Genomic DNA, 13,542 nt, shown 5'->3' with positions numbered 1-13,542 from the left:
CGCGTCTCAGTAATCGGCCTTGACCCGCTTCTCAAACTCTTGCCGCACGGATTCCGAGAGAGCCACAGCCTCTTGGTACAGATCTGGGTGCTGCTCCCGCAGCCAGACCAACAAGCGGCTAAACTGGGCATTTCGCAGCTCCAGATCAGCCTGAAAAATGGAAGCCGCCGCCATCTGTGGCGCGTACTGAGTCGGGTGTCCCTGTTTAACGAAGTGGGCCGTCAATGCCAGCAGGGCCTGCTTGCGGACATCCTCCTGGCTGGGCTCTAATGGAAATGGCATAAAAATCAGTCTCCTCTTCAAGATTGAGCATTCAGGCATGCCTGAGCTTTGGCTCAAATGGTTACCCCTTAATTTGCCCAACCAGAGGCAGCGCAGTCTCGGTCTGAGCAGGTATTTGCTCAAATATCTAGACGTAGCAGATAGCGTTAACTGCAGCACCCAAACCCCCCGCTCACCAGGATCAGGCCCAAGAGTTTACAAAACTCAACGGGATCACCCTGAAAACCTCCCTTTAGATGAAACAAATCGAAAGTTTCCCCGCAAATTCCGATTCTCACTTCTAGGATCCGAGAGAGTGCTGGCAAATGATTTTTTTGCCGCCAGCAAAAATACCTACCGTACAAACTCCCCTAGGGGAGAACTGTCATGAAACAGATCCCTGCGCCCATTTGGACTCTTGTGATTGGGGTAGTGGTTACCCTGGTGAGCATCTGGGCCGGCTATAACCATCACATCTTGCCTACCGAGCAGGCTTCAAGTACAGCCCCGCTGGTGGACAACTTCTTCAACGTCATGGTGATGATCGGCACAGCGCTTTTCCTGATGGTCGAGGGCGCTATTGTGTTCTCCATGATCAAGTTTCGTCAGCCGAAAGGCGACGAAACCGATGGTCTACCCATTGAGGGCAACCTGCCTCTAGAAGCCTTTTGGACGGCCATTCCCGCCGTTATCTGCATTGCCTTGGGCGTTTACAGCGTCTTTGTGTTTCAGGAGATGGGCGGCTTTGCCCCTGGTGACCATGCCCACGGCCACGGGACTTTGATGGCTCAAGCCCCAGCAGCCATCGTTACGGATGTGGGATCGCCGATGATCACTGAAGGTGATATTGGCGGACAGAAGATTCCGGTCTATGGCTTTGGCGCTTCGCCTGAAGAAGAGGGCAACGCACCTGATCTGGCTGTCAACGTGACTGGGCTTCAGTTTGCCTGGGTGTTTACCTATCCTGATTCTGGCATTACCGATGGGGAACTTCATGTGCCCGTTGGCAAAGATGTGCAGGTTAACCTTACTGCCCAGGATGTGATTCACTCCTTCTGGATCCCCCAATTTCGGCTTAAGCAAGACGCCATGCCGGGGCAAACTGCTGAGCTGCGCTTTGTCCCTACTAAGCCCGGCACCTACTCTATCGTCTGCGCCGAACTTTGCGGTGCCTATCACGGTGCCATGCGGACTCAGGTTATCGTTCACACTGAAGAAGACTTTTCTCACTGGCTAGAAAGCCGCACAGCCACGAGCCCCCAAAGTAGCCAAACGGTTGCTATCAATCCGGCTGAACGATCCGACGCCGACTATTTAGCAGCTTATAGCCAGGGGCTTGATCTAGACGCTCAACTGGTTTCTCAACTGGCTCACTCCCCGCATTAATAATCCCTCGCAGTAATCTCTCAGCTATGGTTCAAGCGACAGAAGCCCCTACCGATGCCAAGCTCTCCCTCAGCGCCCTGACGGACTACTCCTTCCCCCAAAAACAGTGGAAGTGGTACGACTATTTCACCTTCAACATTGACCACAAGGTGATTGGAATTCAGTATTTGGTCACGACCTTCATCTTCTATCTGGTAGGCGGGATGATGGCCGTGGCGATGCGCACGGAACTGGCTACTCCTGACTCAGACTTCCTCAACCCCACGCTCTACAACGCCTTTATCACCAATCACGGGACGATCATGATCTTCCTGTGGATCGTGCCTGCCGCGATTGGCGGCTTTGGTAACTACCTGGTGCCGCTGATGATTGGGGCGCGGGACATGGCTTTTCCTAAGCTCAACGCCCTAGCCTTCTGGATTACGGTGCCTGCCGCGCTGCTCATCTTTACCAGCTTCCTTTTTGGCGGCGCTCAGGCGGGCTGGACCTCCTACCCACCCCTCAGCCTGGTAACCTCCAACGTGGCCCAGAGCATGTGGATTGTGGCCCTGATCTTGGCTGGTACCTCAAGCATTTTGGGATCGGTCAACTTCATTGTGACCATCATCAATATGCGAGTGCCCAGCATGAAGTGGGACCAGCTGCCCCTGTTTTGCTGGGCCATGATGGCGACTTCTCTGCTGGCTCTGTTTGCCACTCCGGTGCTGGCCGCAGCAATGATCCTGCTGCTATTTGATATCAACTTTGGCACCTCTTTCTTTCGGCCCGATGGCGGGGGCAATGTGGTGGTGTACCAGCACTTGTTCTGGTTCTACTCCCACCCGGCAGTGTATCTGATGATTTTGCCTATCTTCGGCATTATGTCGGAGGTGATCCCGGTGCATGCCCGTAAGCCAATTTTTGGCTACAAGGCTATTGCCTACTCTTCGCTGGCGATCTGCGTAGTTGGCCTGTTTGTCTGGGTGCACCACATGTTTACCAGCGGCACCCCACCCTGGATGCGGATTTTCTTCACCGTTTCGACCTTGATTGTGGCGGTGCCTACGGGCGTGAAAATCTTTAGCTGGGTGGCGACCCTCTGGGGCGGCAAGATCCGCTACACCAGTGCCATGCTCTTTGCCATCAGCCTGCTGTCGATGTTTGTCTTTGGCGGCATCAGCGGGGTGACTCTGGGCACAGCGCCTTTTGACATCCATGTCCACGATACCTACTACGTGGTGGGTCACTTCCACTATGTACTGTTTGGTGGCTCAGTTTCGGGCCTCTATGCTGGGATCTATCACTGGTTCCCTAAGATAACCGGGCGCATGATGAACGAGCCCTTGGGCCGAGTTCACTTCTTGCTCAACTTCATTGGCGGCAACCTCACCTTTATGCCGATGCACTGGCTGGGCGGTCATGGCATGCCTCGTCGGGTAGCAATGTATGACCCGCAGTTTACCCACGGTAATCAGCTGGCCACGATTGGGGCCTACATCCTGGCAGTCTCGGTCCTGCCGCTGATCGTCAATATTCTCTGGAGCCTGGTCAAGGGCGAAAAGGCCAGTGGCAACCCCTGGAACGCCATGACTCTGGAGTGGACCACCTCTTCACCGCCGCCGATTGAGAACTGGGCGGTGCTGCCGGTGATTACGCGCGGTCCTTATGCTTACGGGCATGTCGAGGAGATCCCGCCTGCTGAGAGGCCGGATCTGTCAGATGCGATCGCAATGCCCAAATAACCCCCTCCCGTAGAGATGTGGTTAGCCACATCTCTACGCCCCTGCAACAACTATTTTTCATTCACGGTACCACCATGCAAGGCGCACTCGAAAACAGCCAAACCGCCGCCGCCCATGAGGCTGGCCTCGGAGATGCCCACCACGGGGAACACCCCGACCTGCGAGTCTGGGGGCTCATTACTTTCCTCTCCTCCGAATTTTTGATGTTCGCAGGCTTCTTTGCGGTCTACCTCGTCTTCCGCAGCACGATTGCCGAGTGGCCTCCTGAAGGCACCGAAGTCGAACTGCTGCTGCCAGCAATTAACACCGTCATTCTGGTGGCATCCAGTTTTGTAATCCACCTGGGCGACGAAGCTATCAAGAAAGGCGATGTGGCTGGCCTACGCAAGTGGTACATGGTCACCGCCGCAATGGGAGCCGTTTTCCTAGCCGGACAGGTGTATGAATACATGAACCTGGGCTATGGCTTACGAACCAATCTCTTTAGCAACTGTTTCTACCTCACAACCGGCTTTCACGGAGCCCACGTCTTTATCGGCCTACTGCTGATCTTGGGCGTGCTGTGGCGCTCTCGCCGCCCTGGTCATTACTCTGCCGAAAAGCATGTTGGCGTAGAGATGGCCGAGATCTACTGGCACTTCGTTGACATCGTCTGGATTGTTCTATTCATCTTGATCTACGTCCTGACGCTGTTTTAACGGCCTTCTAAACAAAGCCTCATCTGCACCAACAGCTTTAACCATCTACTCTTGCAAAAGACGGGTTCACAGCCCGTCTTTTTTTATTAGGATTTTGTCAGTTCTGTTCGTTCGGTATGAGCATCCGATGGCAAAGGCTTTCTAGCTGTAGATAACACCTGCTTTAATGGCCCGGCAAGAGCCGAGCAACCGTTTCGGTCAATACGTCTAGATTTACAGGTTTTGCCATAAAAGCCTGCACCCCAACAGCAGTCGCCTGTTGCCGGGTTGTTTCACGGACGTCTGCAGAGCAGATAATCACCGGAGCAACTGGGGTCAGAGTTCGAATGCGTTTTACCAGATCAAATCCAGTGCCATCCGGTAGGTACACGTCTAATAGATACAGATCCGGCAGGCTGCTGAGAGCAACTTGAACACCCTCCGCCAAAGTTTGCACCGCCTCAACCTCATACCCTGCATCACTCAAAACAAAACGAAGCAGCTCGCAGTCATCGGCTGAGCTATCAACACACAGAATTCGCGGTTTAGCCAAAGAGACCACACATTCTCAACTTTGGCGCAAGCCCAAAATTTGACTGTTGACAGTTTAGGGACTGAATGAGCCGGAAGTCCGTTCGCTGGCGAACGGAAGAGATTGCCCCACAGGGAGTCTAATGAAACTAGGCAGAAATTTCGCCCTAGGCGAAACAAATAGGAGGAGGAGGATGTCTAACCCAGAAAAACGTGAAATTTTCCACAATTACCTTCTAGATTCGCTCCCATTGCGGGACTATAAGCTTCTTTGGCCCAAATTAGAGGAAGTTGAGCTGCCGCATGCAGCCATTCTTCACGGCATTAGAGAACCCATCACAGAGGTTTACTTTCCAACAGCGGGCCTGTTGTCTTGGGTCAACGTAACACCCTTGGGAGAGGAGATTGAAATGGGCGTGACGGGGAATGAGGGGATGGCTGGAATTCCGCTGTTCCTCAATGAGGGAGGTGCACCTTGGCAAGTGCAGGTGCAGATTAAGGGCCAGGCCTTGAGGTTGGAGGCTGACACGTTTCTTGAAATTTTAAACCAATCTGCCACGCTGCAAAAACGCGTGGCTGCTTTTACTTATCTCAAAATCGTGCAGCTGTCGCAGTCAGTCCTCTGCAACCGCTTTCACCGGGTAGAAGAAAGGCTGTGCCGCTGGCTGTTGGCAGCCCAAGACTGCACAGAGACCTCAGAGCTGTTGCTAACCCGAGACGTCTTAGCCCAGATGATCGGCTCGGGCCGCCCAACGGTTAGTTTGGTGACAGGAGAGCTGCAGTCAGCCGGGCTCATCAGCGCTACTCGCGGCAAAATCACGATTCTTGACCGAAAAGGGCTAGAGGCTACAGCCTGTGACTGCTATCGGTTGGTTAAGCAGGAATTTAATCATTACATCAATGAAAGGCTGCGTAGCTAAGAAGCGCCGCCTAAGACAGGATCTAGCTAGGGGTAGCTAAAGTTGAACTGTTCTTTCAACTACTCGTACCGGGCCGTTGAGGCAGCCGCTGCAGAGCTGCAATATACCGCTCTTCGCTATAAAGCTCCTGCGCTTGAACCAGCGTATTCATTTCTGTAACCAATACACGGGCAATCAGACGACGAGCATCATCTTCAGACTGCCCCTCTCGCACCAGACGCTCAAAGGTTAGCCGAGTTTCAGGCGGAGCATTATCGCGAATCTGAGTATCGACAGCTGTCAGCAGTGTTTCTCGCACGTGCTGGCGGTTCCCTGGGTCATCCTGGTTGGGTGGGGACTGCTGAGTTGACAGCTTCCAAAATGGCTTGCGCTTGGTCATAGACTCAACCTGTCCTTACTTGAAGTGTTGGATGACTGGGCAAACTTCACAACTGATTTTAGGGGCAGCAGCCCCGAGTTGTTTAAGCAACTCACCCGCACCTCATTGTAGAAGATAGATTTTGCTGGCCTGCTCAGATGCAAAAGAGGAAGATACACCGCTGATCTTCCTCCTAATTGAACTGATTGAATTGAGCTAGTTGAAGGCGTGCCTGTCTCTACAGTAAGGCTATTGCATACTGAGTAGAGTCGAGCCAGTGGCCCTAAGCTGCTGTTACTAGACCCCGATGGCGCAGCAAGGCTTCGGTGCTAGGTTCACGACCCCGGAAGGATTTGAAGACTTCCATCGGATGGCGACTGCCGCCTAGCGACAGCACCGTATCGCGGAACTTGCGCCCAGTTTCTGCGATCGCACTATCATTCTCCAGACCCACCTCTTCAAAGGCAGAGAAAGCATCGGCACTGAGCACTTCGGCCCAGAAGTAGCTGTAGTAGCCTGCCGCATAGCCTCCCGCGAAAATGTGGCCAAAGGCGCAGAGAAAGGCGTCTTCGGGCAGGGGCTTGAGGACCGTAGTCTTAGCAGAGATGCGATCGCGCACCGACTGAATCGTCTCAGCGCCTCCCGGCTGATAGCGGTAGTGCAGCTCAATATCAAGCCAGCCAAAGTTAACCTGCCGCAAAATGGCGCTGCCGGTCATGAAGGCGCGGGCTGCCACGATCTTTTGATACAGGTCTTCGGGCAAGGGTTCGCCAGTCTCGTAGTGCCGCGCTAGCTGCAGCAGTGTGTCGCGGTGGTAGCACCAGTTTTCCATGAATTGGCTGGGCAGCTCTACCGCATCCCACTCAACATTGTTGATACCCGAAGCACCGGGATAGTCCACTGTCGTCAGCATGTGCTGCAGGCCGTGACCAAACTCGTGGAACAGGGTTTCTACATCGCGGAAGGTCATCAGGCTGGGTTTGCCATCGACAGGAGGAGCCTGGTTGCACACCAGGTAAGCGACTGGCAGGCGCACTGAATTGCCCAGTTTGCCCCGGTTCACACACTCATCCATCCAGGCCCCGCCCCGTTTTTCAGCGGGACGGCTGTAGGGATCAAGGTAGAAGTGAGCAATCGAATCTCCCGCTTCGTTAGCAACCCGGAAGTAGCGCACGTCAGGATGCCAGACAGGCGCTTCACCGTCTGCCGGAGTAATGGTAATGCTAAAGAGCCGCTGAGCCAACGAGAACAAGCCACCGAGCACCTGAGGCAGCGGGAAGTAGGGCCGCAGTTCCTCATCATTAAGGCCATACTTTTCTTCCCGCATTCGCTCAGACCAGAAAGACATGTCCCACTGCTTGAGATCATTTGCCTCTGCTGCCCCTTTCTCTTGGGCAAAGGTCTTGAGCGTGTCTAGTTCCGAGACGGCAGCATCGTAGCTGGCACTTCGCAGCTCTTCCATCAGCTGCTCAATGGCTTCTACTGAGGGAGCCATCTTGCGGGCGATGCTCAACTCAGCGTAGGTGGGGTAGCCCAATAGCTGAGACATTTCCTGGCGTAGCGCCAGAATCTGCTCGATGTTAGGTGTGTTGTCGAGTTCACCCTGAGAGGCCCGGGTGATAAAAGCTCGGTAGATCTGCTCCCGCAGATCCCGGCGGCGGCTGTGCTGCAGGAAAGGTCCAAAGCTAGGGTGATCTAGCGTGATTCGCCACGGTCCTGCTTCGGCAGTAGCGTCGGTTTCCCCTGCTTCGCGAGCGGCCTGGGCCGAGAGGGCTAGCAGACTGGGGGGCAGCCCCGCCACCTCTTCAGGTGTGGTCAACGTGAGGCTAAAGGCTTTGGTCGCATCCAAAACGTTGTTCGAGAACTTGGTGGATAGCTCTGCCAGTTCTTGCTGAATTTCATTGAAGCGCTCCTTCGCAGCGCCCTCTAGCCCTACCCCCGACAGCTCAGCCTCCCGGATGGCCGACTCCACGATCCGCTGCTGGGCTAGATCCAAACTGGGCCAGTCAGCCCCGCCGCGAATTTGCTTAAATGCTTCGTAAACCGGCTTGCTCTGTCCCATGCGGCTGGCAAGCTGCACCAGAGGCGGCTGCACTGCTTCGTAGGCCTCCCGCAGTTCTGGGCTGTTTTTCACGCCCATGAGATGGCCGATAATGCCCCAGCTCCAGCGCAGGCGTTCTTCAATCTTGGTTAGGGGTTCAACCAGCCCGGCCCAGGTTGGCTGAACGTTTGCTTCTAGATCAGTCAATGCCTGCTCCAGCTCCTCAATCAGCTGCGTCATGCCAGGGACAATGTGCTCCGGCTTGATAGCTTCGAAGGGGGGCAAACCTTTCCCAATCAGGAGAGGATTTGGGGATGCGATCGCAGTCATATTGCTTCTGTAGAGTAGAGATTTTTAGCTTAGCGAGTCATCAATCAGGGATTCATAGGTCTGATGGGTGAAATGTTTTCCCTCAGCGCCACTTCGTCAAAACCGTGCCAACGGCTCCCCCGATCTTTGTAGAGATAGGAAGGGTTAGCGCCTTGATCCGGCTATACCCGGCTAAGTCAGCACCCAAACTGTGGGAATGTTTCAAGCCACGCCAAAGAGACACTTGAAGAAATACCTACAAAGTCATACTCGTTTCGAGTTTGCTTTTATTCAGTATACCTTGATTGCTCAAATTCGAAACCCCTTGGCCTGCCCTTTGAGCAATATCTGGCCTACCCTTGTAACAAGGGGCTTTCAGATACATAGGCTCAATCTAATGGGGCTTTACTCAGTCTTTTTTCCAATTAAAGATTGATGCAATCTTCCCTTAGGCGAATCACTACGGGCGTCGTCACTTTTCTGCTGACGGTTCTCACTGCTGTTACAGGCTATGTCCTTGCCGGTTGGGATCTAATTGACGCAGTCTATATGGTGGTCATCACCGTGTTTGGGGTGGGCTATGGCGAGGTGCGTGCCCTGACCACCCCCGAACTTAAAGCCTTCACCATGCTAGTGATAGTCGCTGGGTTCTTCTCTCTGACTTACATTGTCTCTGGTGTGGTGCAGCTGATCACCGAGGGAGAGATTCATCGAGCACTTAACATTCAGCGCATGACCCAAGAAATTGCCCATCTAGAAAAGCACGTCATTATCTGTGGCTATGGCCGCATTGGGCAGATGGTGGCCCGACGGCTGGCCGATGAGCGCCAACCCTTCGTCGTGATCGACAACAATAGCGAGCGGCTAGAGCAGGCTCGGGAGCAGGGCTATTTGGTGTACCAGGGCAACGCCACCGACGAGCAGGTGCTCTGCGATGTGCAAATCAGTCGCGCCCGGTCCCTGGCCACAGTGTTGCCTGATGATGCAGCCAATGTCTTCATTACCCTCACCGCCCGCGAACTCAGCCCTACCCTGATGATTCTGGCGCGCGGGGAAATGCCCTCAACCGAGCGCAAGCTTCGGCTAGCTGGGGCCAATCACGTTGTGCTGCCCGCCACCATCAGCGCCCTGCGAATAGCCCACATGATTATCCATCCGGCTGCCGTCGATTTTCTCTCCCAAACCGACGGCCACCACAGCCTCAACGAAATGCTGGCCGAACTCGACATTCAGCTCAGCGAGCTAATCGTGCAGCCCGACTCCTCTTTAATCGGCGGCACCGTGGGTGACATTGAAGTGCGGGGCAAAGGCACGTTTATCACTGTGGCACTGCGTCGGGCCAATGGCGAAGTGCTGATTCACCCCAGCCGCGACAGCTATCTGGCCCAGGGTGACACGATTATCCTGATGGGTCACCAAGGCGATATGCCTCAGTTCATGCAGCGCCACCTGATAAAAAGCAAAATGCGCTATCGCGGAGCCCGACATCTGTAACGAACATTTGCCCCTGACATCAGAACCGGAAAATCAATCGGCTTCAATTGAAACCGTCACGGCAGCCACAGCAATATACATATCGTCGTTCTTATCTTCCAGCTCAGGGATCGCCCGCCCGGCTACCACCATGCCGCCCGGCTCCAGCGTCAGCGTTTTTTGCCCGAAGGGCAGCACCGCTAGCACCTCCTCCTGCTGCACCTGTTCGGGGTAGGGGACTGCCACCTGCACATCCACAATCATTTCATTAGGGTGGCTCAGTCCAGCTACCTCCCAAATTCCTAGTAGGGCATTGTTTGCGATCGCATTGCGCACCGCCCGCGCCGCTGCCACTGTCGGGGATTGACCGTGCTGGTCAATCCCCATACCCATTTCGATGATGAAGCGTTTTTTGGTCAAGGGTTACTCCTTAAAAAGACCTACCCGTTTGCCGAGTACCCCTGAATATTCTCTGGGCGAAAATCACGCAGAATCGGGGTTGCTTGCCGGATTAGGCTTTCAGGGCCTCGAACCACCACGAGATATTTACCTGCGTTGAGTCGGTTGCGGTAAGACAGGGCGTCGCCACTGCCAAGAGTCACGCCTACGCCACCGCCGACAAAAAAGGCTCCCATCGCAGCCGAGCCTGCGCCCAAAATTCCGCCGATGACCTCGTTACCGATCGCTCCGGCCCAAGGAAAGGTGTCTAGTCCAGTGATGGCGTTAAAACAAAAACCAGCTACAAAGCCAAAGGGCACCAGCCAAACCATCATCAGCCGGATTTGCTTCCAAGCCTCGTCGGCAGGATCAATCAGGCCATATTCATTGGCGCTTTTGTAGCCCTTGCCCAAGATGGCAACATTCTGCATTGACAGCTCTGCTTTTTCCAGGGCTGAGTAGGCAGCTTCGGCTTTGATGCGATCGGGAAGGACAGCTACGAGATAGTCCATGATGCTTACAGTAACGTCCAGACATCGAAGGTTGTCTGTCTTCCATTATCGCCTGTTCAGGAATCGACTCAACTCTGAAACGAAAACCGATTGATGGGCATGCCTGGCTTTGCCCCTCCTACTCCGCTGCTGATTATAAATTTCGCTCAGCAATAGCCCAATGTTTCCATTAGGTAGCAGAACGGGGCCGGAACAGGTGAGTGTGGCTAGGGTTGTAGAGTTGAGAGCGAACTTTTCCCCCTGCCAGAGCCGGACTTACTACATATAAAGTCGTGCGAATTAGGTTCTCCCGCTGGGTTACCTCAGCCATTTCTGAGAGCGGCACCAGCCAGATCTGCTCATCCGGCCAGCCCAGACGAAAGCAAATGGCCACAGGCGTGTCGGGCGGGTAGTGCAGCAGCAGTTTTGCCTGCGACTCCTCTACATGGCGGGCACTGAGGTACAGGCAGAGGCTTGTTTTATGAGCTGCTAGAGAGGCTAGATCTTCGCTCTCAGGAACCTGAGTGCGGCCACTGATGCGGGTAAGGATGATCGACTGCACCAGACCAGGCACGGTCAGCTCTACGTTGAGCTTGGCCGCTGCTGCCTGGTAAGCACTGATGCCGGGCACCACCTCGAAGGGAATTTCGGCCTCGGCTAGCGCCTGCATCTGTTCATGAATCGCGCTGTAAAGACTCGGGTCACCTGACTGCAGGCGCACCACTGACTGCCCAGCCCGCACTCGCTCTACCATCAACGGCAAAATGTCTTCCAGCGTTTTATTGGCGGTGCCAATGCGCTCGGCCTCAGGCCGAATCCAGCTCAAAACCTGCTCCGGCACCAGAGAGTTTGCATAAAGAATCACATCTGCCCGACTCAGGAGACGGTAGGCCTTGAGAGTTAGCAGCTCAGGATCCCCAGGCCCAGCCCCAACGATATAGACTGCTGGCGCTAGAGGACTCTCTGAAACAGGCACAGTCAGAGAATCAGGAGAAAACCTTACGGTCATGGGCTAAACCAAAAACTTACACAAACCCCAATCTTAAACGCTCAGTTTCAAGTCTCGATGAAGTCTTATCGGTTTCCCGGAAGGCAAGATTTTCGCTGGGATGGTGGATTGGTAGATGCACCCTGATTCCGAGGCTCTGAGGTTTTTCCTTAGAGCCTTTTTCTTTTGAGTAGAGGTTGTGTGGAAAGGCAGAGGGCAGAGGGCAGGCTTCCTCGCCTCTAGTCATGAATCTTGCCGTTGGGCATGATGGCTCCTGTGAGGTTGGCTCCCTGAAGGTTGGCATTCCACAGATTTGCCTGTTGTAGGTTGGCCTGCTGCAAATTCGCGCCCTCTAGATTCGCCTCTTGCAGGTTGGCCCGCTGCAGGTTGCACCGCTGTAGATTTGCGCCGGATAAATTGGCTTTGTTCAGGCTCGCCTCTCGCAGGTCGCCTTCTGACAGGTTGGCCTGTCGTGCATCGGCCTCGTAGAGGTTGGCACTGATCAAAATTGCCCCGATCAAAACAGCATGACTAAGTTGGGTTTGGCTCATATTAGCCATGCACAAATTAGCCAAACTGAGGACTGTATTTTCTAGGTTGGCTTTATGGAGAGATACACCTACCAGGTTAGCCACGCAGAATGAAGCGGCGCTCAGGTTTGCTTCTCGCAGGTCAGCGTCTTGTAGATTGGCTCGGTTAAAGTTGGCCTCCCGCAAGTCGGCTTGATAGAGCTGTGCCTGTTTGAGGTTGGCCTGATTGAGATCAGCGGTATAGAGCACAATGCCTCGCATATCAGCCTGATTGAGGTGAGCATTCTGCAGAACAGCCATGCAGCCGTCTACCTGGCGCAAGCAGGCTTCTCTCAGGTCGGCACCGCATAGATGGGCCTCCCGCAGGCTGGCCTGCTCTAGGTTGGCCATCACCAGGGTGGCTGCGTCCAAAACTGTTCCATCTAACTGGGCCTGCTGCAGTTGGGCTTCGCGGAGATCGGCCCCAGTCAGGATGGCTTGACTCAGATTTACACCGCTTAGATCAGCTGTATAGAGCAGAGCTTCCCGCAGATTGGCCCCTTTAAGATCAGCATGGCGCAGGTCGGCCATGCAGCAATCTGCTGCCCTTAGGTCAATCTGAGGCAGCTGGATGTGATCTAGGCTGGCTTCTCGCAGGTCAATCTTGGGGTTTGAGACGGGCGTATCGTTAGTGCCAATGGCCGCGTCTCGCCAATGGTTCCAGGCAGTCACACCCTGGCGTAGCACAGTAAGATGCTCCGGATTGCACATGTGGCTCTAAGAGCGCCTCGGTAAACTTGAATTTAAAATGCCCAAATTCGCAGATTTTGCTTGCGATCGGTCGTTAAAGCTTAAACGAAGCTTGGGCAAAGCTTGGGCAAAGCTGCCTCATTACAGGCCGTCTGCGACAATCTGCGACAATAGGAATTTCCCACAGGAATCTCACACGCTCCGCTCCGCACTTCTGAGGCAATTTGATGACCCCTACCAACACCCGTAGCGCCAACGCTGCCCCGGCAACTCCACAGCACCACCAGAAGATTTTGAAGATTCAGACGCAGGGCAAATCGCTGGGCCGCTTTACCAACAAGGTGCAGGAGGTGGTGAGTGAGTCGGGCGTTCAAACGGGGCTGTGTACGGTCTTTATCCGCCACACCTCTGCCAGCCTAATCATTCAGGAGAATGCTGATCCGGATGTTTTGAAAGACCTGGAGAATTTTCTGTCTCGACTGGTGCCTGAAGACAATTCATACATTCACAGCACGGAAGGCCCCGACGACATGCCAGCCCACATCCGCTCGGTACTCACCCACACTTCAGAAAGTATTCCCGTAGTGGACGGCAGGCTAGCTCTTGGTACCTGGCAAGGGCTTTATCTCTGGGAACACAGGGCGCGTGGATCGGCCAGAGAAGTCGTTGTCCACGTGACTGGTTATTAG

The 13,542-nt window shown here is 54.3% G+C and carries 14 protein-coding genes; 6 read left to right on the top strand and 8 right to left on the bottom strand.

Features of this window, described 5'->3' with window-relative positions; genetic code table 11:
* Positions 1 to 6: 6 nt before the first annotated feature.
* Positions 7 to 282 carry a hypothetical protein gene (locus H6G13_RS11325; protein WP_190483323.1) on the bottom strand — a complete coding sequence of 92 codons (276 nt, stop codon included), beginning with the start codon at positions 280 to 282 and terminating at the stop codon, positions 7 to 9.
* A gap of 366 nt (positions 283 to 648) precedes the next feature.
* Between H6G13_RS11325 and H6G13_RS11320 the strand changes: the two genes are divergently transcribed.
* The 3 genes from H6G13_RS11320 (at position 649) to H6G13_RS11310 (ending at position 4,066) form a co-directional block, all read left to right on the top strand.
* Entirely contained in the window at positions 649 to 1,647 is a 999-nt protein-coding gene (locus H6G13_RS11320; protein ID WP_190483322.1) for a cytochrome c oxidase subunit II, read from the top strand.
* Between the two features lie 26 nt (positions 1,648 to 1,673).
* Positions 1,674 to 3,368, top strand: coding sequence for a cytochrome c oxidase subunit I (gene ctaD, locus H6G13_RS11315; RefSeq protein ID WP_190483321.1), 1,695 nt, complete (start codon positions 1,674 to 1,676; stop codon positions 3,366 to 3,368).
* Between the two features lie 74 nt (positions 3,369 to 3,442).
* Positions 3,443 to 4,066, top strand: coding sequence for a heme-copper oxidase subunit III (locus tag H6G13_RS11310; protein ID WP_190483320.1), 624 nt, complete (start codon positions 3,443 to 3,445; stop codon positions 4,064 to 4,066).
* A gap of 163 nt (positions 4,067 to 4,229) precedes the next feature.
* Here the strand turns inward: H6G13_RS11310 and H6G13_RS11305 are convergent, their stop codons facing one another.
* A complete protein-coding gene (locus H6G13_RS11305) occupies positions 4,230 to 4,598 on the bottom strand; it encodes a response regulator (RefSeq protein ID WP_190483319.1) in 369 nt (122 codons plus the stop codon).
* A 172-nt stretch (positions 4,599 to 4,770) separates the two neighbouring features.
* Between H6G13_RS11305 and H6G13_RS11300 the strand changes: the two genes are divergently transcribed.
* A complete protein-coding gene (locus H6G13_RS11300) occupies positions 4,771 to 5,496 on the top strand; it encodes a Crp/Fnr family transcriptional regulator (RefSeq protein ID WP_190483318.1) in 726 nt (241 codons plus the stop codon).
* Positions 5,497 to 5,551: 55 nt separating this feature from the next.
* On the opposite strand, the gene H6G13_RS11295 is transcribed toward H6G13_RS11300, so the two are convergent.
* Both H6G13_RS11295 and H6G13_RS11290 read right to left on the bottom strand, forming a co-directional pair.
* Entirely contained in the window at positions 5,552 to 5,875 is a 324-nt protein-coding gene (locus H6G13_RS11295; protein ID WP_190483317.1) for a hypothetical protein, read from the bottom strand.
* A gap of 262 nt (positions 5,876 to 6,137) precedes the next feature.
* On the bottom strand, positions 6,138 to 8,225 hold the full coding sequence (locus H6G13_RS11290; RefSeq protein ID WP_190483316.1) for a M3 family metallopeptidase: 2,088 nt from the start codon (positions 8,223 to 8,225) through the stop codon (positions 6,138 to 6,140).
* Between the two features lie 414 nt (positions 8,226 to 8,639).
* On the opposite strand from H6G13_RS11290, the gene H6G13_RS11285 reads away from it, so the two are divergent.
* The gene (locus H6G13_RS11285; protein WP_190483315.1) at positions 8,640 to 9,698 is read left to right on the top strand and encodes a potassium channel protein; all 1,059 of its coding nucleotides are present in this window, start codon (positions 8,640 to 8,642) and stop codon (positions 9,696 to 9,698) included.
* Between the two features lie 33 nt (positions 9,699 to 9,731).
* On the opposite strand, the gene H6G13_RS11280 is transcribed toward H6G13_RS11285, so the two are convergent.
* The 4 genes from H6G13_RS11280 to H6G13_RS11265 form a co-directional block, all read right to left on the bottom strand.
* Positions 9,732 to 10,097: a Lin0512 family protein gene (locus tag H6G13_RS11280; RefSeq protein ID WP_190483314.1), complete on the bottom strand. Its 366-nt coding sequence runs from the start codon at positions 10,095 to 10,097 to the stop codon at positions 9,732 to 9,734.
* Positions 10,098 to 10,117: 20 nt separating this feature from the next.
* Positions 10,118 to 10,627, bottom strand: coding sequence for a hypothetical protein (locus tag H6G13_RS11275; protein ID WP_190483313.1), 510 nt, complete (start codon positions 10,625 to 10,627; stop codon positions 10,118 to 10,120).
* Positions 10,628 to 10,796: 169 nt separating this feature from the next.
* On the bottom strand, positions 10,797 to 11,615 hold the full coding sequence (gene cobM / locus H6G13_RS11270) for a precorrin-4 C(11)-methyltransferase (protein WP_190483312.1): 819 nt from the start codon (positions 11,613 to 11,615) through the stop codon (positions 10,797 to 10,799).
* A gap of 218 nt (positions 11,616 to 11,833) precedes the next feature.
* Positions 11,834 to 12,850, bottom strand: coding sequence for a pentapeptide repeat-containing protein (locus H6G13_RS11265; RefSeq protein WP_190483311.1), 1,017 nt, complete (start codon positions 12,848 to 12,850; stop codon positions 11,834 to 11,836).
* Between the two features lie 230 nt (positions 12,851 to 13,080).
* Between H6G13_RS11265 and H6G13_RS11260 the strand changes: the two genes are divergently transcribed.
* Positions 13,081 to 13,542, top strand: coding sequence for a secondary thiamine-phosphate synthase enzyme YjbQ (locus H6G13_RS11260; protein WP_190483310.1), 462 nt, complete (start codon positions 13,081 to 13,083; stop codon positions 13,540 to 13,542).

Source organism: Pseudanabaena sp. FACHB-2040 (assembly GCF_014696715.1).
Classification (GTDB): domain Bacteria; phylum Cyanobacteriota; class Cyanobacteriia; order Phormidesmidales; family Phormidesmidaceae; genus JACVSF01.
The sequence above is the reverse complement of the archived record's forward strand: the minus strand, read 5'-3'. Positions and strand labels throughout refer to the sequence as shown.

Coding starts and splice junctions, on each gene's coding strand:
- H6G13_RS11325 (WP_190483323.1), bottom strand. CDS start 282: ATGCCATTTCCATTAGAGCCCAGCCAGGAGGATGTCCGCAAGCAGGCC.
- H6G13_RS11320 (WP_190483322.1), top strand. CDS start 649: ATGAAACAGATCCCTGCGCCCATTTGGACTCTTGTGATTGGGGTAGTG.
- ctaD (WP_190483321.1), top strand. CDS start 1,674: ATGGTTCAAGCGACAGAAGCCCCTACCGATGCCAAGCTCTCCCTCAGC.
- H6G13_RS11310 (WP_190483320.1), top strand. CDS start 3,443: ATGCAAGGCGCACTCGAAAACAGCCAAACCGCCGCCGCCCATGAGGCT.
- H6G13_RS11300 (WP_190483318.1), top strand. CDS start 4,771: ATGTCTAACCCAGAAAAACGTGAAATTTTCCACAATTACCTTCTAGAT.
- H6G13_RS11295 (WP_190483317.1), bottom strand. CDS start 5,875: ATGACCAAGCGCAAGCCATTTTGGAAGCTGTCAACTCAGCAGTCCCCA.
- H6G13_RS11290 (WP_190483316.1), bottom strand. CDS start 8,225: ATGACTGCGATCGCATCCCCAAATCCTCTCCTGATTGGGAAAGGTTTG.
- H6G13_RS11285 (WP_190483315.1), top strand. CDS start 8,640: ATGCAATCTTCCCTTAGGCGAATCACTACGGGCGTCGTCACTTTTCTG.
- H6G13_RS11275 (WP_190483313.1), bottom strand. CDS start 10,627: ATGGACTATCTCGTAGCTGTCCTTCCCGATCGCATCAAAGCCGAAGCT.
- cobM (WP_190483312.1), bottom strand. CDS start 11,615: ATGACCGTAAGGTTTTCTCCTGATTCTCTGACTGTGCCTGTTTCAGAG.
- H6G13_RS11260 (WP_190483310.1), top strand. CDS start 13,081: ATGACCCCTACCAACACCCGTAGCGCCAACGCTGCCCCGGCAACTCCA.